Source organism: Delftia sp. GW456-R20, from assembly GCF_001622915.1.
GTDB classification, from domain to species: domain Bacteria; phylum Pseudomonadota; class Gammaproteobacteria; order Burkholderiales; family Burkholderiaceae_C; genus Comamonas; species Comamonas acidovorans.
The window spans coordinates 53,247-72,042 of record NZ_LWCN01000004.1; the positions used below are offsets into that span (position 1 = coordinate 53,247).

The following is an 18,796-nucleotide window of genomic DNA, read 5'->3' on the forward strand; positions in this document are numbered from 1 at the left end:
ATTGTGCCGCTGGCGCTGGCGCTGGCGCTGTCCGGGCCGGCAGGCAGGGTCAGGTCAGGAACAGCACATCCTTGTGCTGCGGCGCAGGCGGCAGCACCTCGCCGGTCAGCTCGCGCAGCGTGGCCTCGATCATCTGCGACATGGCGTCCAGCGCCAGGTCGTTGGGTGCCGTGCCGAAGGGCTCCTCCAGCTCGGCGCCCAGCGCCTCCAGCGCGAAGAAGGTGTAGGCGATGAAGGCCACGATCACCGGCGTCATGAAGCCGATGGAATCCACCAGGCCGAAGGGCAGCAGCAGGCAGTACAGATAGATGGTGCGATGAATGATCACCGCATAGGTGAAGGGAATCGGCGTGCCCGCAATGCGTTCGCAGCCGCCCAGTGCCTCGGCCAGCTTGCACAGCGGCGCCTCCATGGCGGGCACCAGCACCGGCTGCAGGCTGCCGTCTTGGCGGCGCGCCTGCAGCCATTCGCCGGCCATGAGCAGCAGCACGGCAGGCTTGAAGCGCGCCGTGGCCAGGCGCTCGCAGTCGGCGGCGGGCAGCAGGCGGTGCATGTCGGCCGCGGCATCGGTGCCGCGCAACTGGTGGCGCAGCGCATGCACAAAGGCCGCCAGCACCATGGCCAGGGCCGGGGCGTGCTGCGGTGCATCGGTCAAGGTCCGGGCCTGGCGCACCAGGGTGCGTGTCTCGTTGAGCAGGGTGCCCCACAGCGTGCGCGCCTCCCAATAGCGCGCATAGCTGGTGCTGTTGCGAAAGCCCAGGAAGATGGCCAGCGTCAGCCCGATCAGCGAAAACGGCACGAAGTTCAGCGGCACCTTCCAGGCGAACAGCTGGCCGTGCAGTGCCGTGACCAGCACGGCGAACAAGGTGGCAGCCATCAACTGCGGCAGGATGTCGGGCAGCACCGAGCCGCGCAGCACGAAGAGCATGCGCAGCCAGTGGGGGCGGGGCCGGATGATCATGAAAGCTTGTTCCGTGATGGAAAAGAGGGCGCAAGAGGGTGCAAGAGGGCGCAGCAGCCCCGCAACTCTAACCGCCCCGCGCAGTCAGTGCGCCACCTGCGCGCCACTCATGCGCCACTTGTGCGCCACTTGTGCGCCAACCTGCACGCGCTGGCTGCGGCTTCAAAGATCGCTGCCGTGGCTGTCGTGGTTGCCGTCTGGCTGGAGAAGGGCCTGTGCCGTGACCGCTGCTGCCTGCTCAGCCTGCCATGCCGTGCGCATGGAAGAGGGCGCCACCGTTGCGCGCGGGGATGGCTGGCTGGTGATGGTGCCCAGGCTGATGAAGCCGGCCAGATGCTCGCCCTCGCGCAAACCCAGCGCTGAATGCAGGGCCGGGTCAAAACAGCGCTCGCCACTGAGCACGATGGCACCAAAGCCCAAATGGTGGGCGGCGTTGAGGAAGTTGCCCAGGGCCGCGCCCGCAGCCAGCCATTGCTCACGCAGCGGCACGCGCGAGCGCGGCCGGGGCGAGATGATGAAGGCGATCAGCGCCGGAGCGCGCGTTGCATGCTCGCGCGCACGGCGGATGTCGTCGGCCGGGGCCAGCGGATCGCGGCGCAGTTTTTCCTGCTCGAACAGGCTGGCCAAGGCCTCGCGCTGGTGGGCGGGAAACTCCAGAACCCGCCAGGGGTGCAAGGCACCGTGGTCCGGAGCGCATAGCGCGGCCTCGATCATCAGGTCCATGTCGCCGCTGTCCGGGCCCGGCATGGCCAGCCGCCTGGGCGAGACGGAGCGCCGCGCCAGCAGGGGCGCCAGGCCCGCCCGCTTGCGCGTGTCGGCAAAGCAGTGCTTGAGTGCATCCACCGCCTGGGCGAACTGCCGTGCCCAGGCCAGAACCTGTTCACCCTCCCGCGTGAACCCCTGGAAGGGCCGGCCCGCACGCACCAGCGCGTGGCCGAACTCCGCCTCGGCCGAGCGGATGGCCTGGGCCAGCGCGTTGTCGGAGATGCCGCAGGCCTGCGCTGCGCGCGCCCAGTCACGCTCGCGGTCCAGGGCCAGCAGATGGGGAATGTATTTTTGCGTCAAGTCGGTTCTCCAGCGCGGGCTTGTGGGGGCGCCCAACCAAGTTGCGGTAAATGGCCGGTGGATGATTTCATTATGTTTTCAAGAATACAGCGAAATGCGTGCGCAGAATGCTTGCCGAACCTCGCCAGGCGTCAGGCCTTGGTCAGTTCCTGAGGTGCCTGGCCCAGCGTCGCAATCAACTGCCCGTACATGGCATCCACGGCCGCCGAGCCCTGCGAGGCCTTGCTGCGCAGGGCCGAAACTTCCATGGACACCAGCGGCGGCAGCTCAAAGCCGGCCGGCAGGTTCTGCAGCACCTGCAGGTGCGGCGGCACGCTGCAGCGCGTGAACACGGCCACGGCCAGGCCGCTTTCCACGGCGGCCAGCTGGCCGGCAAGGCTGGAGCTGTGATAGACCACGCGGTGCGCGCGCCGCTGGGCCGCCAGGCTGGACAGCGCGGCCGTGCGCGCCAGGCTGGCGGCCTCGTAGACGGCAATCGGCAGGGGATTCTTCCTCCACACCTCGTGCTGCGGCGCGCCCACCCAGACCAGGGGCTCGTGGAACAGCAGGCGCCCGCGCTGGGGCCTGTCGCGCGAGACCAGGGCCAGGTCCAGCGTGCCGCGCACCACCTGCGGGATCAGCGCGGTGGACTGCTCGCAGGTCAGCTCGATCTCCACGCCCTGGTAGCGGCCTGCAAAGCTGCGCAGCACGGGCGTCAGATAGGTGGATGCGTAGTCGTCCGGCACGCCCAGCCGCACGCGTCCGGACAGGTCGGGGCCGAACAGGGCCGCCTGCGCTTGGGCCTGCAGCTCCAGCATGCGCCGCGCATAGCCCAGCAGCTCCGCGCCAGCGGGCGTGAGCTGCAGATGGCGTGGGCCGCGCAGCAGCACGGGCTGGCCCAGCGCTGTCTCCAGCTTCTTGATCTGCATGCTCACGGCGGCCTGTGATCGGTGCAGCAGCGGCGCGGCAGCCGAGAGCGAGCCAGCATCCACCACGGCCACCAGGGCACGCAGCCAGTCGATCTGCAGGTCGGGGTGGTTCACGGCACGCTCCATGGATTCGAATATCGAATACTAAACCTGCAAACTATTTGCTTTACGGGAATTTCCTGCCACGAGACGATCGCGGCCATGCAAGACAGAACCCATTTCTTACAGGCCGCATCCGTAGCCTCCACCGCGCCCGCTCCCGCGCCCGCGCAAGCCGCTTCCACAGCGCAGGAGACACGCGGCCAGTGGCTGATGATTGCGGGCGGCGTGCTGCTGGGCACCGTCGGCGTATTTGTGGAAGAAGCCCGCCAGCACCCTTTGGTCACCGTGCTGTTTCGCTGCGCCTTCGGCGCGCTGGCGCTGCTGGCCTGGGGCCTGGCCACGGGCCGCGTGCGGGAGCTGCGCGTGCGCGGCAGAAGCTGGGCGGTGGTGGTGGCCACGGGCCTCCTCATGGTGCTGAACTGGGCGCTGTTCTTTGCCGCCATACCGCGCACCTCCATTGGCGTGGCCACCATCGTGTTCCACATCCAGCCGGTGTGGATCATGCTCTTTGGCACCCTGGTGCTGTGCGAGGCCGTGGCGCCACGGCAGGTGGCGGCCGTGCTGGCGGCGTTGCTGGGACTGGTGTTGACCACGGGGCTGCTGGGTGGCGATGCGGCGGCCTGGGGACCGGACCATGTGTCCGGACTGCTCATGTGCCTGGCCGGCTCGCTGTGCTATGCGGCCGTGACCATCCTGGCCAAGACCGAGAAGGTGGTCACGCCGTTTGCGCTGGCCTGGTGGCAGTGCGCGGTCGGTACCGTGCTGCTGCTGTGGGTGCCGCTGGTTCATGGCTGGCCGCAGGCGCCGTCGTCCTGGGCGTGGCTGGCCGGTCTGGGCGTACTGCACACCGGACTGGCCTATGCCATCCTTTTTGCGGGCATGGCGCGCCTCACGCTGGGCCGCATTGCCTTGCTGCAGTACGTCTATCCGTTGACGGCCATCGTGCTGGACTGGGCCGTCTACGGGCGTGCGCTGGGCTTCGTGCAACTGGCCGGCGTGGGCCTGATGGCCGGGGCGCTGCTGGTGGTCAAGGCCCGACAGCTGCGATGAGCCGTGCGGGCCTTGTGCGCAGGGCCTACTCCTTGCCCAGCGCCTTGTACTGCTCGTACAGCTCGTCGGCCAGCCGGCGCAGGGCGCGGCCTATGGCGGCGTACTCGTACTCGTTGAGGTTGGCCAGCGAGGCGCGGCCCGAGGGGCGGTCGGACCCGAAGCCCCGGCCTGGCAGCAGCACGATGCCGGTCTCGTCCGCCACTCGGAACAGCATGTCGCCGGTCGAGGACTGCTGCACGGCCCATTGCGAGAAGGCCTCGCCGTAGAGCCGGCAGGTCACGTTCTGCAGGTCGATCAGCGTGTAGTAGTTGACCGAGTTGGGGTTCTCCAGCGGGGGCATGCCCAGCTCGCGGTACAGCGTGGCCTCGCGGCGGCGGATCAGTTGCTTGAGCGCCTGCTTGTAGGCGTCCGCTTCATCCATGAGCGCAAACAGCGAGAACAGCACCATCTGCACCTGCTGCGGCGTGGACAGGCCGGCCGTGTGGTTCAGCGCCACCACGCGGCTGTCGGCCACCAGGCGGTCGATGAACTTGAGCGAGCGCACATCGGGCAGCAGCGAGCGGTAGCGGTGGTCCAGCGCCTTCTTGGCGGACTCGGGCAACTGCGCCAGCGCATGGTCGAACACGTTGTCCTTGTGCGCCGCGATCACGCCCAGGCGCCAGCCCGTGGCCCCGAAATACTTGGAGAACGAATACACCAGCAGCGTGTTCTGGGGGCAGACCGAGAACAGGGACTGGAATTCATCGGCAAAGGTGCCGTAGACATCGTCGGTCAGGATCAGCAGGTCGGGCCGCTGCTCGGCCACGATGGCGCGCACGCGGTCCAGGCTGCGCTGGTCCATCTTCACGGACGGCGGGTTGCTGGGGTTCACGCAGAAGAAGATCTTGACGTCCGGGTCCTTGAGCTTGTCCAGCTCGGCGTCGGAGTACTGCCAGCCGTTGTCGGGGTCGGCGTGGATGGGCACTTCCTTGAGGTCGTACTGGGCCAGTTCGGGAATCTCGATATACGGCGTGAACACCGGCATGCCGATGGCCACCTTGTCGCCGGCCTTGAGCAGGCCGCTGATGCGCAGGCTCTCGAAGATATAGGCCATGGCCGCCGTGCCGCCCTCCACCGCGAACAGGTCCACCGATTCGGGCGGCACGGCGCCGCCGGCCATCTCGCGGACGATGTACTGGCGCACGACCTGCTCGCTCACGGTGAGCATGCGCGGCGGCACGGGGTAGTTGCAGCCCAGGATGCCGTCCACCATCTCGTGCAGGAAGGCGGCGGGGTCCAGCCCCAGCTGGTCGCGCACATAGCTCAGCGACTTGCCCAGGAACTTCACGCCCTCCTGGTCGCGGTGCTCGGCGATGAAGCGCTCGAAGCGGCCCTCGATGCCGTCGAGCTTGGCCAGCCCGCCCACGCCCACCGTCATGTAGGAGTACGACAGCTCCGACTCCGCCGCCGCGAACAGCCCCAGCCGGAAGAACGCCCGGCGCGGCGTGGTCGCCAGGAAGTTGGGATTGCCGCGCCCCGCATTGAGCATGAGGCGGTTGGCCTTGCCCGAGGCCACCTTGATCAGTTCGTCCTTGAGTTCGAACGGGCTCAAATTCGCCAGACTCCGATAATCCTTGCTCATTGCGCAGCTCCTTGTGATGGTCCTTGGTGGTCCTTGGGGATCGGTCAGGGGTGATCAGGGGTGATCAGGCAAAGGCGATGACCAGCGGGCCCAGCAATGTGAGGAACACATTGGCCAGCGCATAGGTGATCGCAAACGGTGCCGTGGGAATCGAGTTGCCGGCCTTGTCCAGAATCTCGCCAAACGCCGGGTTGGCGCTGCGCGCCCCCGACAGCGAGCCCGCGAACACGGCCACGTTGTCATAGCGCAGCACGTACTTGCCGAACAGCATGGCGATCAGCAGCGGCACGATGGTCACCACCACGCCCAGCAGGAACAGCGTCAGGCCCTGCTGCATCACCGTGGTCACGGCCTGCTGGCCGGACTGCAGGCCCACCATGGCCACGAAGCCGGCCAGGCCCAGGTCGCGCAGCAGCGTGGAAGCGGCCGTGGGCATGTTGCCGAAGGTGTGCTTGCGGCTGCGCCACCAGCCGAACAGCAGGCCCGCCAGCAGGGCGCCGCCGCCGCTGCCCAGCGTGATGGGAATGGAGCCCAGGCGCAGCACCAGCAGCCCGATCAGCAGGCCCACCGTGATGCCCAGGCCATGGAAGACAAAGTCCGTCTTGTCGCTGGGCACGATGATGGGGCCCACCGACTGCGCAGCCTTTTGCACATCCTGCGGCGTGCCGAACAGCGTCACCACATCGCCCGGCATGACCATGGTGGCCGGCGCAATCGGCACCGGCGTGCCCGCGCGCATCAGCGCCACTGCGTACACACCGTGCTTGAACTCCTGCGACAGGCTGTCCAGGATGTCCTTCACGCTGCGGTTCAGGTACTGGTTGTTGGAGATGGCCACGTCGCGCCGCACCATCACCACGTCCATGCCCTCGGCGCCCTGCAGCTCCTCGCCCACCGAGGCGCCCAGCGCCACCACGGCCGCGCGCCGGCCCACCAGCAAGATGATGTCGCCGGCCTCCAGCGCCAGGCTGCCGTCCACGCCCACCATCGCGTTCCTGCGCTGTATGCGCTCCACCGTCACCGTGCCGCCGTTGGCGGTGGCGCTGGCCTCCAGCTCCGCCACGGTGCGGCCCGCCTGGCCCACGCGGAAAATGCGGCCCACCAGATCCGGCACGGCCGGTGACTCGCCGGTTCCGTACACGCGCACGCCCTTGAGCAGCTCCTGCTCGGCCTGGATCGCGTCCTCGCGGATCTTGCGGCCCGTCAGCCACTGCAGCACGTTCACGCACATGATGATGGCGCCGAAGGAGCCGAAGATATAGGTCACCGCATAGCCGATGGCCACATTGGCCTGCATGCGCTGCACCTCGTCGGGCGCCAGTCCCAGCTTCTCGATGGCAGAGCCCGCCGTGCCGATGATGGCCGACTGCGTCAGCCCGCCCGCTGCCAGCCCCGCCGCCAGCCCCTTGTCCAGATGGAACACCCGGGCGATCACCACCACCGTGACCAGCCCCGACACGGCCACCACCAGGGCCATCAGGATCTCCTTGACCGACTGCCGACCCAGCGAGCGGAAAAACTGCGGCCCGCTCTCGAAACCCACGGCATAGATGAACAGCGCGAACAGCACCGCCTTGATGCCCGAATCAATGGTCACCCCCACCTGGCTGATCAGCACCGCCGCCAGCAGCGACCCCGCCACGCCCCCCAGCTGGAACGACCCGAACCTGAACTTGCCCACCCAGTAACCGAGCGCCAAGGCCGCGAACAGCGCAATTTCCGGAGCCTGATGAAAGATGCTTCTGAGAAAGTCCACAGCCACCTCTGCTTCTGGGTTGAGGTCCACGGCGGTGCAAGGCAACGGGGAGCGGCTGCCAGGGGAGAGCAGGGGCTTGCGTGCGCGCGGACTTGGGGGGAACGACGATTTCTATTGGGAAATATCTATTGAGAAATACTGATTGAGCACGCATGATTAAGAAATTCTCAATCACATGCGCCTGTTTCATTGTATTTTTATATTTTCTTAGGTTGCAAGTCCACTATTCATTACAAATATGAGTTCCTGCGTAGGACTGCGCCGTCACGCGAGAGGCAGCTGATGCCGATGTTGAAATCGATTTAGGACAGTTCACCCTTCAGATGAATCTGCCTGGACGGCATATCTTGGGCGATCAATGGCAACTGAGGCTAAGAGTTGTCCAAAAGAAAATTGGTAGAATTTTTGCAATTTCTTACAGTACGCCATTACCAAAACACGTTTAGCGCAAATAATTTGTGTTTTATTGAGAATCTTTTTATCATAGATAAAATTTATCATACCTGTCGTTTTTTCATGATCTGCGCTGGTACTTGCAACTGTTGAAAATATCTAATTAAACAGTAAGCGCTAGAGATTGAAGCAAATTTTTGAATTGAATTTAATAGAAGGACAAAATTGCTCTACCTGGAAAAATATGGAGCCATATTTGCAACGTTGTTGACTTTATTTGTTGCATTTTTTCTCAATGAGATGGGAAAGGTTAATGGGGTTTATGATTTTTCTGCAGCGTTCGGTTTAATAAAGGAGGATTTATTGCAGCCGATGGCGCTTCCTCTGATGGTTGTGATATGTTTTCTTCCAATACTCTTTTCCAAGGGGCGTGTTTTTTCTGAAAATACTGTTGGTGTGCATCAAAGAGCTTTTCTATATGCCGCAATTTTTATTTCAGTCATAGGATTTCCTTTTGATGTTTTGGATATAATCTCATTGGTTTTTCTGGTATATCTGGCAGCTGTTAAAAAAGACAGGCCAATTGCTTTGGTAACGAGTGTGGGATTGTTCTTGATTCTGTTTGTTGCTGTGGGGTATTTGTTTACCGTCATCAAGGCAAACTCATTTGTTGAGACAGAATTTTTTGATCAGAGCATCTTCGCATTGGATGAATACTTGTTTGGTCTCCCTCATAGAAAGGTCGCGGCTCTGGTGGCAAGTCAGCCGGGCTTGCAGAAGTTTCTTTCAGATTTCTACCTTCTCATACATCCCATTATTTTCGGTCAATTGATTTCTTGCGCGCTATTTTCTGAGAGTGCAAGCTATCAGCGATACAAGATATCGCTTTTCACACTGTATACCCTGGGGGCTGGCAGTTATTTCGTCTTTCCGGCTTGGGGTCCATATGCTTATGATTTCGGCTTCTTCAATGGATTAGGTTGGTTTGATGTGAATCACCCGATAGTTGGGATACAGAAATTCATATTCAATAACTCCCAAAAAATAGCGAATTCAGATTATGATTTCTCCAGAATCTCGCCGTATGCGTTTGTGGCTGCAATGCCTTCTTTTCACTTGGCGTTGCCCGCGATATACTGCTTGTGCAATATAAAAAATCCCAGGCTGCTTGTTCCTGGGATCTTGATAGCGGCGGTGACTACGGTGGCGACCTTGGCCACGGGAATGCACTACTTCTTGGACCTGATTGCTGGAGTACTGCTGTCGCTCATATCTGTAGGAGTAGCCAGAGTCTTCATCGGCCTGATAAATAAAAAGACCACTTCGAGTGCAGCAGCCGTCAGCGCTTGAACAGGCTGCGAATGGCGCCGGGGTCGTCCGTAATCACGCCATCCACTCCCGCTCCCAGAAAAGCTCTGGCCTCCTCCAGAGCATCGCCACGGCCGGCAGGCTCGCTGCCTTTCCGATAAGCGCTGGGCAGGTGCAGATTTTCCGGGCGCAGAGTCCATACATGCACCGAGAGGCCTGCGGCCTTTGCGTTGCGCGTCACTCTGGACAGGCTGATCCAGCGACCACGGTCTGTTTCCATGACCATTTCCCGTGCGAGAGCGACACCCTGAGCATACTGGGCAACCTTGGCAAGTCCTTCGGAAGATCTCATCTGCACGTAGGAAACTCCCTGCTGAGCCAAGTCTGGTGGCCCATCTCCAATGCGCATTAACTGCAGAATGCGCACCGGACTGGCAGAACGCAATTGCTTGAGCACTTCCACTTCGAAAGACATGACGAAAACCGGAGCCTGTGCGCTGCTCCAATGGTTGTGCTGTAGAAACTTCAATACGGCCTGGCCTATGTCTTGGCCCTGGGCCTTCAGATAGGCGGCGTGCTTGATTTCGACCAGAAGCCCAACCTTTCGGTTGGTCTTCGCAGTGTAGGCCTTTGCAAGGTCGGCCACTTCCTGGAGCGTCAGGAGTGGAAACTTGCCGTCCAGTTTGGCACTGGAAGGGCGTAGTTGGGGAAAGCGCTCAATGGCCCTCAGGCTTTTGAGTTCCTGCAATGTGAAGTCTTCAGCGAACCATCCCGTCTCTTTTTTGCCATCCACCAACTTGGTGGTTTTCCGTGTCGAGAATTCGGCGTGCGTTGCCACGTCGGTTGTCGAAAAGGGTGGCTCGCCATTCACCTCCATTGCAGCAAGTGCTGCATCGTGACGAACGAGCAAGACTCCGTCCTTGCTGAGCACAACATCCAGCTCCAGCAGATCGGCGCCATCGTGCATGGCTTGTTCGAAGGCTGGCTGGGACATCTCCGGCTTCAGGGCTGAAGAGCCTCGGTGCGCTATGAGTGCCGGAACAGGGGGCCAGGCCGGGGGCGAAGCCTGTGCACGCTGTGTGGTGGCGAGCAGGCCGGCGATAACTGTGATGGTGTGGAGATGGCGGCGCAGTCGAGGAGGCATGTGGGGTCTCTGTAGAAGCCAGTTCTTCATCATGCAGTAACGAAAAATGTTTGCCTAGAAAGCCGCCAAACCTACCGGGGACTCTTCGCTCGGGAAATTCTCAAAAAATATCCGGCTCCGGCACAGCCCTCCCAAAACCCGTCTCCAGAAAATCAAAATCGCATCCCTCATTGGCCTGCAGGATATGACGGCCGAACAGCCAGCCGTAACCGCGCTCGTAGCGCGCGGGCGGGGGCGTCCAGGCGGCGCGGCGGGTGGCGAGTTCTGAGTCGCTGACTTCCAGGTGGATGCGGCGGGCGGGCACGTCCACCGTGATGCGGTCGCCCGTGCGCACCAGGGCCAGCGGCCCGCCCACGGCGGATTCGGGTGAGCAATGCAGCAGGCAGCCGCCGTAGCTGGTGCCGCTCATGCGGGCGTCGGACAGGCGCAGCATGTCTTTCACGCCTTGCTTCAGCAGCCTGGTGGGAATGGGCAGCATGCCCCATTCGGGCATGCCCGCGCCCTTGGGGCCGGCGTTGCGCAGCACCAGGATGTCTTCGCCGTTCACGTCGAGATGGGGGTCGTCCACGGCCTGCTTGAGGCTGGGGTAGTCGTCGAATACCAGGGCGCGGCCTGTGTGGCGCAGCAGGTGCGGGGCGCAGGCGCTGGGCTTGATGACCACGCCGTCCGGCGCCAGGTTGCCGCGCAGCACGGCCAGCGCCCCTTCGGCGTAGATGGGGCGGGACAGGGGGCGGATCACGTCGTCCTGGTGGACCTGGCTGCCCGCAATGTTCTCGCCCAGGGTCTTGCCGTTGACCGTCATGGCCCCGGTGTCCAGATGCGGGCGGATGCGTTCCAGCAGGGCGCGCAGGCCGCCTGCATAGAAGAAATCCTCCATCAGATAGCGGTCGCCGCTGGGCCGGATGTTGGCGATCACGGGCACGCGGCGGCTGAAGGCGTCGAAGTCATCGAGGCTGACCGGATGGCCCGCGCGCCGCGACATGGCGATCAGGTGAATGATGGCGTTGGTGGAGCAGCCCATGGCCATGGCGCAGGCAATGCCGTTCTCGAAATGCGCACGCGTGAGCATGCGGGCGGGCGTGAGGTCTTCCCACACCATCTGCACGATGCGGCGGCCGCACTCGGCGCTCATGCGGATGTGGTTGGCGTCGGCGGCCGGAATGGACGAAGCGCCGGGCAGCGTCAGGCCCACGGCCTCGGCAATGCCCATCATGGTGGCCGCCGTGCCCATGGTCATGCAGGTGCCGTGGCTGCGGGCAATGCCGGCTTCCATCTCGCGCCAGGCCTGCTCGTCCAGGCGGCCGGCGCGGCGTTCGTCCCAGAACTTGAAGGCGTCCGAGCCCGAGCCCAGCACCTGCCCCTTCCAGTTGCCGCGCAGCATGGGGCCGGCCGGCAGGTAGATGAAGGGAATGCCCATGGAGATCGCCCCCATGGTCAGCCCCGGCGTGGTCTTGTCGCAGCCGCCCATGAGCACGGCGCCGTCCACCGGGTGGCTGCGCAGCAGCTCCTCCGTCTCCATGGCCAGGAAATTGCGATAGACCATGGTCGTGGGCTTGACCATGCTTTCCGACAGCGAGATGGCCGGCAGCTCCAGCGGAAATCCTCCGGCCTGCAGCACGCCGCGCTTGACGTCTTCCACGCGCTGCCTGAAGTGGGCATGGCACTGGTTGGCATCGCTCCAGGTGTTGACGATGGCGATCACGGGCTTGCCCATCCAGTCCTCGTAGCCATAGCCCATCTGCAGCACGCGCGAGCGGTGGCCGAAGGAGCGGAAATCATCGGGAGCAAACCAGCGTGCGCTGCGCAGGGATTCGGGGGAACGTGTCATGGTTGGGGGGCTCCTCAGTAGCTGCCGGCAGTGGATGCGGGCCCTGGCGGGTTCGCGGCCAGAGGCCCTTGCCTGAAGCGCGCCGCCGCCGCATCCAGCCCGTCGCGCAGCAAGAGCGTGTCCAGCGCCACGGCCACGAACTGCGCGCCCAGCTCCAGACATTCGCGCGCCCGTGCCTCGTCCACCATCAGGATCCCCGGCGCCTTGCCGCAGGCGCGGATGCGGGCGATGGCCTGGTCGATGGCCCGGTTCACCACAGGGTGGCGCGCCTGGCCCGGATAGCCCAGGCTGGCCGACAGGTCGGCGGGGCCGATGAAGATGCCGTCCACGCCATCGACGGCCGCAATCGCCTCGATCTGCTCCAGCGCCTCGGCCGTCTCCACCTGCACCAGCAGGCACAGCTCGTCGGCCGCACGTGCCACATAGTCGGCCGTGCGCCCGAAGTTGGCCGCGCGAGTGGAACCGCCCATGCCGCGCATGCCCTGGGGTGCATAGCGCATGGCGCGCACGGCATCCCGCGCTTGCTGCGCGTTCTGCACAAAGGGCAGCAGCAGGGACTGGGCGCCCAGGTCCAGGTAGCGCTTGATCAGCACCGCATCGTTGCAGGCGGGCCGCACCACGGCATGCACGGGCAGGGCGCCCGGTGCGGGCAGGGCGGCAGCCACGGCCTGCAACTGGCCCAGCATCAGCGGCACGTCGGTGGGCGTGTGCTCGGTATCGAGCAGCACCCAGTCGTAGCCCGCGCCGCCGATCATCTCGCAGACAAAGGGGGAGGGAATGGTGGACCACAGGCCGATCTGCGGGCGGCCTTCGCGCAGCGCGCGCTTGAACGTATTGGCGGGCAGCATGCTCATGGGGACTCTCCTGAAGCTGTTCACTGGACCTGGATGTTTCCCTTGCGCACCACCTCGCTCCAGCGCGCCACCTCGGCGGCGATGAAGCTGGCGGCCTGGGCGGGCGTGCCCGGCGTGGGCTCGTTGCTCATGGCGGTCAGCCGGGCCACCACCTCGGGCTCGGCCAGGAGGGACTGGCAGGCCTGGTTGAGCCGCTCCACCACATCGGCCGGCATGCCCGGCGGCCCCGCCAGGCTGGTCCATGAATAGTTGACGACCTGCGGCTGGCCGGCCTCGGCCATGGTGGGCACATCGGGCAGGGCCGCCAGGCGCCGCTCGCCTGCCACGGCCAGCGCACGCAGCTTGCCCGCCTGCGCAAAGCCCACGGCCGAGGTGGCGGGCACGAACAGCAGGTCGGCCTGGCCGCCCATCACATCGGTCATGGCGGGCACATCGCCCTTGTAGGGAACGTTGTTGAAGCTCACGCCGGCCGCCTGGCGCAGCAGCTCCGTCGTCACATGGCTGGACGAGCCAATGCCCGTCAGCGCCACATTCACCGTGCCGGGGCTGGCCTGGGCCAGGGCCACCACATCGGCCACCGAAGCGACCTTCAGCCTGGGCGAGGCCAGCAGCAGCATGGGCACGCGCCCCAGCATGGCAATGTGCGTGAAATCCCGCCGCGCGTCGTACTTCACGTTGGAATTGACCAGCTGGTTGATGGCATGCGTGCCCGGCCCGCCAATCACCAGCGTGTAGCCATCGGCCCGCGCCCGCGCCACGGCCTCGGAGGCCAGCGAGCCATTCACGCCGGGCCGGTTCTCCACCACCACGGGCTGGCCCAGGCGCTGCGACAGGCGCTCTCCCACCAGCCGGCCCACCACATCGGTCTGGCCACCGGGAGGGAAGGGAATCACCAGCGTGATCGGCCTGACCGGCCAGGCGGCCTGGGCCTGGGCGTGCGCGGGGGCCAGCATCGAGGCCGGAGCCAGGGCCGCAGCCAGCAGGCGCGCCATGGCGCTGCGGCGGTTGGAGAGCGAAGGGCGCATGGTGGTCTCCTCTTGAATGATTGCGCAATCATTTCAAGCAAAGGCAGCGCTCTCCATTCGGACGTACGAGAGGAAACAATCAGACCGTGCTGATGGACATCATCGTTAACATGACCACGCAATCATCCTCAAGCCGCCTCTCCATCGCCATTCCAGGCAAAGGCCTCGCATGACCCTCCGCACCCTGCGCAACGCCAATGCGCCCACGCTCAAGGACCTGGCCCGCATTGCCGGCGTGTCGCCCATCACCGCCTCTCGCGCGCTGCACCGGCCTGAACTGGTGGCCGAGGCCACGCGGCTGCGCGTGGCGCAGGCCGTGGAGCAATCGGGCTACGTGCCCAACTCCCTGGCGGGCGGGCTGACCTCGCGCCAGACGCGGCTGGTGGCGGCCATCGTGCCCTCGGTGGGGCACTCGCTGTTTTCCGACATGCTCGATGCGCTCATCCACACCCTGGCCGCGCAGCGCTATGAAACCACGCTGGGCATCTCCAGCTATGACCCGGAGCATGAGGAAACCTGGCTGGCCGCCATGCTCAGCCGCCGCCCGGACGGCATCGTGCTCACCGGCACCGAGCACACGGCCCGCACGCGGCGCCTGCTGGTCAATGCCGACGTGCCCGTGGTCGAACTCTGGGACTACCAGCCCCATCCGCTGGACATGGTGGTCGGCTTCTCGCAGGAAGACGCAGGCCGCGCAGCCTTCCGGCACCTGGCCGCCTGCGGCTACCGGCGCCCGGCCATCCTGCGCGCCGACGACAGCCGCGCCGCCCGCCGTGCCCTGGGCTTCACCCGCGCCGCCGCAGAAGCCGGTGCCCCGGTTCCCGCGCAAATCGTCTTCTCTGAAGCCATCCCCCAATCCGGCCGTGGCCGCGATGCCCTGAACGCCCTGCGCGCCCAGGCACCGGAGGCCGATGCCGTCTTCTGCAGCTCCGATGCGCTGGCGCAAGGCGTGCTCTCCCACGCCCACGCGCTGGGCCTGCGCATGCCAGAGGAATTCGGCGTGCTGGGCTTTGGCGACCAGGCCCTGGCGCTGGACGCCTGGCCCGCCCTGTCCACCGTGCGCGTGGACGGCGCCGCCATCGGCCGCCTGGGCGCAGAGGCGCTGATTGCGCGCATGGCCGGTGGCGTGGCGGCGGCCGCGCAGGATGTGGGGTTTGAGGTGGTGGGGAGGGGGAGTACGCGTGGGCACCAAGATGCGCGCTGAACGCCAGCGTGAGGCGATGGCCGGGCAGCGACAGGAAGACCGGCTTTATCTCAGTATCAGCAAGACGCCGCGCTAGTCCATAACCGGGCCCCAGCCCACGCCCAGCAGGCCGGCGCCCAGTACCAGCCAATGCTCGCCGGGAAGGCCGGGCCGGGTCCTGTTCCACTGCCATGAGCGCGGGCGCCAGGGCGACGGCGGGCCGGCCCGGGCGCCTGCGCCAAGGGTAGGCGTATTACGACGCACAGGAAGGCGTTGGCCCGATGGCTGTACCGAGGGCCACACCGCATCCTGAAGGCGTTACGGACCAAAGCCCCACCATGAACACAGAACTGCTGGAACCCCCACGTATCGAACCGGCCGCTGGCGCAGGCACGCTTGAGCCTTCTTTCCTGCATGTGCCGCTCTACGAGCGCCTGGCCAACCATCTGCCCACCGAACAGGAGCGCCAGGCTGCTGCGGACTTCCTGCACGGCGTGATCGCCGAGACCTCTGCCGATGCCGATGGCCTGCCGGACAACCCGGAGCACCTGACCGACTGGATGCGTGCCAATGTCGAGAAAGTGCACGCCCAGTACCAGGCCTACCTGGCAGAGCGCAAGGCGGGTGCGGCACGCCGCTACTTCGGCAACCGCGCCCATGCGCTGTACTTCCTGCGCAATGTGGCACCTACCAAGCTGGTGGACGGTTCCTGGCTCTACGGCCTGTGCGCGCACGCGGGCAACTCACGCATGTCAGACCTGGTCACCACCTATGTGGAAGAACTGGGCGACGGCATGGCCGACAAGAACCACGTCAAGCTCTACCGGGAGCTGCTGGCCAGGTATGGCCTTGATCCCGTGGAGGACCTGCCCGACGACCTGTACCGGCAGGGGCTGGTACAGCTGGCGCTGGGCTGGAATGCGCAGCAGTTCCTGCCCGAGATCGTGGGATTCAACCTGGGCTATGAGCAATTGCCGCTGCACCTGCTTATCACCGCCTACGAACTCAATGAACTGGGGATAGATCCCTACTACTTCACACTGCATGTCACCGTGGACAACGCCGACACCGGCCATGCCCGGCGGGCCTGCATTGCCGCCTGGGAGAACGCGCCGCGTATTGACGATGGCGGCGAATACTGGCGCCGCGTACGCGCAGGCGCCCGGCTGGCAGACACGGGCACCAGCACGCTGGACGTGATCAGGTCGTTCGATATCGAAGCTGAGGTGGTGCGCATCCTGGCGCGCAAATCGCCTTCCGGGCATGGCGCGCACTCGGACTTCTGCAAGGTGGCCGGCCGCAGCGTCAATGACTGGCTGTCCCGTCCGCAGGACATGCCTGCCTTCCTGGGCGCGCTGGAGCAGGCACGCTGGATACAACGCAACCGGCCTGCTGAGGAAAGCCGCTTCTGGCAGCTGCTGCAGGGCGAGCGGGCAGAGATGTTCGGTGTTTTCTCCCCCTATGAGCTGCAAGTCATTCATGACTGGCTGCGTGGGCCGGCCAGTGCGGATGGCGCATCCTTCGAATCCGTGGCCGAGCCCGGCAAACCGGCGCGGCGCATGAGCTTTCGCGTGGCCGAGCGCCTGCGCACATCCCGTGGCGCGCGACCCGACCCGGGCCGCAGCGCGCAGGAACTGGACACCGACCTGATGCTCTTCGAGCAGCGCTACCCCACGCTCGATTCAGCGGCCCAGCATGAGTTGCTGGTACAGGCCATGTCACCGGGCCTGCACTGGACGCCCCTGGGCCTGCGCGCCACCCGCCTGTTCCTGGGCCGGTAGGCCATTCGACCCCTCTTTACCTACCCGGGAAAAATCATCGGGTCATTGGGCAAGACTGGCTTGCTCTTTGACCCATTCCCGGCTTTTGCCTCGCACGCACCATTCGGGGTTTTTGACCCAGTCCGTGAAATATATATTTGGATGGCCTTCTAATATATTGCAGCGTGTATATCCTAATCTTGGCATGGCGTAATACTGAAAAGGTGTAACAACAAGAAGGCAGAAGATCATAATTCCTCCCCCTGTGATTACAGAGATCGCAAGAATGCGTTCTGAGATCATTAGAGTGCGTGCTTTGCAGGGGATTGCTTTTTGTATCACTGATACGAGTATCGTAAATCCCATTATCGGGAAATATACCCCGACCAAATCACCAGGTGTGATTCTTACCGAGGGCGCTGAATTACTTAAATCGGCGATTGTTTTTAGAAATGAATGTTCTGTATTCCAAATTGAGAAAAACAAAACAAATATAATTGATGGAATTCCATATATCAATGATTTTCTGACATCGGCTAGGTTGTTTGTTTCCATTTCGATATCCATCAATCTCTCCGGCGGATAGGGAGTGCCAGATTGTCTGGTTGCATCCAAAGATTCGATTTTGTTATTTATTATTGCATGAGTGTCGCCTAATTAATCGAGGTAATGACGGTGGCACTGGTTTCCCACAGGCACCACGTCAATCAGCTTTAAAATGAAAACACCTTGAATGCCATTTCATAAAGTTTGATGAGCTGAATTATTTGGACAGACGGGATTGCTCATTAACCCATTTCCGGCTTTTGCCACGCACGCACCAGGTGGGATTCTTTACCCAGTCTGTAAAATAAATAGTGGGGTGGTCTTTCAAAATATTGCAGCGTGTATAGCCTAATTTTGGCATGGCATAGTATTGCAAAGGGGTTATTACAAGAAGACAAGTAATCATGATCACTACTCCCGTGATTGTGGTAATAGTGAAAATGCGCTCTGAGATTTTCAGGATACTTGATCTGCAAGGAATTGATTTTTGTACAAGAAAAATAATTCCTGTGAGTGACATTATTGGGAAATACGCCACAAGCAAACTGGATGGTGTAATTCTTACGGATGGAGCGGAATTTTTTAGATCAATTATTGTGTTTAGAAATGAATATTTCGTACTCCATATCGATAATGCTGAAACCAATAGAAGGGAAGGAATGCCATGGATTAAAGATTTTCTGAACTCGGTCAGATTATTTTCTTCCACTTAAATATCCATATTTTTCGATTAATAGGTTCCAGCAGATTGCTGGACTGTGCCGAGCGTTTGTCTTTGTTTTTCTTTTTTTACTTCTGTTGCTTAACTCTCTCCGGTTGATGGCGCTATCTCTGATTTCCCTTTGTCATACCACCACTCAGGTGGATACGCCTTGGACGACATTTCACCGAGATCCATGGTCTGAATCATTGGGCAGGCGAGCTTGCTCATTGACCCATTCCCGGCTTTTGCCTCGCACACACCAATCGGGATTTTTGACCCAGTCAGTGAAATATATGGTGGGATGATCTTTCAGAATGTTGCACCGCGTATAACCAAGCTTTGGCATGGCATAGTATTGCAGAGGGGTGATTACAAAGAAACAAAGTACTACAACGCCAGTCCCTGTGAATACCGAGAACGCAAAGATACGCTCTGCTATTTTTAAAGTACGCTCTTTGCAGGGGATTGATTTTTGTATCATGGCAATAATTCCTGTGACTGCAATTACTGGGAAAAATACAATTGCCAGATGAAGTGGTGTAATTCTTACTGACGGAGAAGAATTCTTCAAGTCAATGATGGTGTTGAG

General features: G+C 62.7%; 16 protein-coding genes. 5 read left to right on the forward strand and 11 right to left on the reverse strand.

The window, feature by feature from the left end; translation table 11 throughout:
• Positions 1-49: 49 nt before the first annotated feature.
• The 3 genes from A4F85_RS06040 to A4F85_RS06050 form a co-directional block, all read right to left on the reverse strand.
• Positions 50-961, reverse strand: a complete 912-nt coding sequence (locus A4F85_RS06040; RefSeq protein WP_063326004.1) for a bestrophin family protein — start codon at positions 959-961, stop codon at positions 50-52.
• A gap of 162 nt (positions 962-1,123) precedes the next feature.
• Complete coding sequence (locus A4F85_RS29280; protein ID WP_082848120.1) at positions 1,124-2,026, reverse strand: nitroreductase; 903 nt, start codon at positions 2,024-2,026, stop codon at positions 1,124-1,126.
• A 131-nt stretch (positions 2,027-2,157) separates the two neighbouring features.
• Entirely contained in the window at positions 2,158-3,060 is a 903-nt protein-coding gene (locus A4F85_RS06050; protein WP_063326005.1) for a LysR family transcriptional regulator, read from the reverse strand.
• A 75-nt stretch (positions 3,061-3,135) separates the two neighbouring features.
• Between A4F85_RS06050 and A4F85_RS06055 the strand changes: the two genes are divergently transcribed.
• Positions 3,136-4,086, forward strand: a complete 951-nt coding sequence (locus A4F85_RS06055; protein ID WP_063326006.1) for a DMT family transporter — start codon at positions 3,136-3,138, stop codon at positions 4,084-4,086.
• A gap of 25 nt (positions 4,087-4,111) precedes the next feature.
• Here A4F85_RS06055 and A4F85_RS06060 read toward each other — a convergent pair whose 3' ends face one another.
• The gene (locus A4F85_RS06060) at positions 4,112-5,707 is read right to left on the reverse strand and encodes a bifunctional aspartate transaminase/aspartate 4-decarboxylase (RefSeq protein ID WP_012205739.1); all 1,596 of its coding nucleotides are present in this window, start codon (positions 5,705-5,707) and stop codon (positions 4,112-4,114) included.
• 64 nt (positions 5,708-5,771) lie between these two features.
• A complete protein-coding gene (gene aspT, locus A4F85_RS06065) occupies positions 5,772-7,463 on the reverse strand; it encodes an aspartate-alanine antiporter (RefSeq protein WP_034398603.1) in 1,692 nt (563 codons plus the stop codon).
• A 618-nt stretch (positions 7,464-8,081) separates the two neighbouring features.
• Here aspT and A4F85_RS29285 point away from each other — a divergent pair.
• Entirely contained in the window at positions 8,082-9,206 is a 1,125-nt protein-coding gene (locus A4F85_RS29285) for a phosphatase PAP2 family protein (RefSeq protein WP_156516945.1), read from the forward strand.
• On the opposite strand, the gene A4F85_RS06070 is transcribed toward A4F85_RS29285, so the two are convergent.
• The 4 genes from A4F85_RS06070 to A4F85_RS06085 all read right to left on the reverse strand — a co-directional run bounded on the left by A4F85_RS06070 (position 9,196) and on the right by A4F85_RS06085 (position 14,015).
• On the reverse strand, positions 9,196-10,341 hold the full coding sequence (locus A4F85_RS06070) for a glycerophosphodiester phosphodiesterase family protein (protein ID WP_063326007.1): 1,146 nt from the start codon (positions 10,339-10,341) through the stop codon (positions 9,196-9,198). The two genes, A4F85_RS29285 and A4F85_RS06070, sit on opposite strands and share 11 nt — an antisense overlap.
• 67 nt (positions 10,342-10,408) lie before the next feature.
• Positions 10,409-12,136 (reverse strand): L-arabinonate dehydratase, encoded by a 1,728-nt coding sequence (gene araD, locus A4F85_RS06075; protein ID WP_063326008.1) that lies wholly within the window; start codon positions 12,134-12,136, stop codon positions 10,409-10,411.
• A 14-nt stretch (positions 12,137-12,150) separates the two neighbouring features.
• Positions 12,151-12,990 carry an HpcH/HpaI aldolase family protein gene (locus tag A4F85_RS06080; protein ID WP_063326009.1) on the reverse strand — a complete coding sequence of 280 codons (840 nt, stop codon included), beginning with the start codon at positions 12,988-12,990 and terminating at the stop codon, positions 12,151-12,153.
• A gap of 20 nt (positions 12,991-13,010) precedes the next feature.
• Positions 13,011-14,015: a Bug family tripartite tricarboxylate transporter substrate binding protein gene (locus A4F85_RS06085; RefSeq protein WP_063326010.1), complete on the reverse strand. Its 1,005-nt coding sequence runs from the start codon at positions 14,013-14,015 to the stop codon at positions 13,011-13,013.
• Between the two features lie 169 nt (positions 14,016-14,184).
• On the opposite strand from A4F85_RS06085, the gene A4F85_RS06090 reads away from it, so the two are divergent.
• Together A4F85_RS06090 and A4F85_RS06095 are read left to right on the forward strand one after the other, a co-directional pair.
• Entirely contained in the window at positions 14,185-15,219 is a 1,035-nt protein-coding gene (locus A4F85_RS06090; protein WP_063326011.1) for a LacI family DNA-binding transcriptional regulator, read from the forward strand.
• 317 nt (positions 15,220-15,536) lie between these two features.
• Positions 15,537-16,979, forward strand: a complete 1,443-nt coding sequence (locus tag A4F85_RS06095) for an iron-containing redox enzyme family protein (protein WP_063326012.1) — start codon at positions 15,537-15,539, stop codon at positions 16,977-16,979.
• 42 nt (positions 16,980-17,021) lie between these two features.
• Here A4F85_RS06095 and A4F85_RS31005 read toward each other — a convergent pair whose 3' ends face one another.
• On the reverse strand, positions 17,022-17,525 hold the full coding sequence (locus tag A4F85_RS31005; RefSeq protein WP_231890454.1) for a hypothetical protein: 504 nt from the start codon (positions 17,523-17,525) through the stop codon (positions 17,022-17,024).
• A 383-nt stretch (positions 17,526-17,908) separates the two neighbouring features.
• On the opposite strand from A4F85_RS31005, the gene A4F85_RS30300 reads away from it, so the two are divergent.
• Positions 17,909-18,217, forward strand: coding sequence for a hypothetical protein (locus tag A4F85_RS30300; protein WP_156516946.1), 309 nt, complete (start codon positions 17,909-17,911; stop codon positions 18,215-18,217).
• Between the two features lie 171 nt (positions 18,218-18,388).
• On the opposite strand, the gene A4F85_RS29300 is transcribed toward A4F85_RS30300, so the two are convergent.
• Positions 18,389-18,778, reverse strand: a complete 390-nt coding sequence (locus A4F85_RS29300; RefSeq protein WP_231890455.1) for a hypothetical protein — start codon at positions 18,776-18,778, stop codon at positions 18,389-18,391.
• Positions 18,779-18,796: the final 18 nt, after the last annotated feature.

Bases quoted from the DNA above. Each gene is read 5' to 3' on its own strand.
- A4F85_RS06055 (WP_063326006.1), top strand. From the start codon at position 3,136: ATGCAAGACAGAACCCATTTCTTACAGGCCGCATCCGTAGCCTCCACC.
- araD (WP_063326008.1), bottom strand. From the start codon at position 12,136: ATGACACGTTCCCCCGAATCCCTGCGCAGCGCACGCTGGTTTGCTCCC.
- A4F85_RS06095 (WP_063326012.1), top strand. From the start codon at position 15,537: ATGAACACAGAACTGCTGGAACCCCCACGTATCGAACCGGCCGCTGGC.
- A4F85_RS06085 (WP_063326010.1), bottom strand. From the start codon at position 14,015: ATGCGCCCTTCGCTCTCCAACCGCCGCAGCGCCATGGCGCGCCTGCTG.
- A4F85_RS31005 (WP_231890454.1), bottom strand. From the start codon at position 17,525: ATGGATATCGAAATGGAAACAAACAACCTAGCCGATGTCAGAAAATCA.
- A4F85_RS06050 (WP_063326005.1), bottom strand. From the start codon at position 3,060: ATGGAGCGTGCCGTGAACCACCCCGACCTGCAGATCGACTGGCTGCGT.
- A4F85_RS06080 (WP_063326009.1), bottom strand. From the start codon at position 12,990: ATGAGCATGCTGCCCGCCAATACGTTCAAGCGCGCGCTGCGCGAAGGC.
- A4F85_RS06070 (WP_063326007.1), bottom strand. From the start codon at position 10,341: ATGATGAAGAACTGGCTTCTACAGAGACCCCACATGCCTCCTCGACTG.
- A4F85_RS30300 (WP_156516946.1), top strand. From the start codon at position 17,909: ATGATCACTACTCCCGTGATTGTGGTAATAGTGAAAATGCGCTCTGAG.
- A4F85_RS06060 (WP_012205739.1), bottom strand. From the start codon at position 5,707: ATGAGCAAGGATTATCGGAGTCTGGCGAATTTGAGCCCGTTCGAACTC.
- A4F85_RS06040 (WP_063326004.1), bottom strand. From the start codon at position 961: ATGATCATCCGGCCCCGCCCCCACTGGCTGCGCATGCTCTTCGTGCTG.
- A4F85_RS06090 (WP_063326011.1), top strand. From the start codon at position 14,185: ATGACCCTCCGCACCCTGCGCAACGCCAATGCGCCCACGCTCAAGGAC.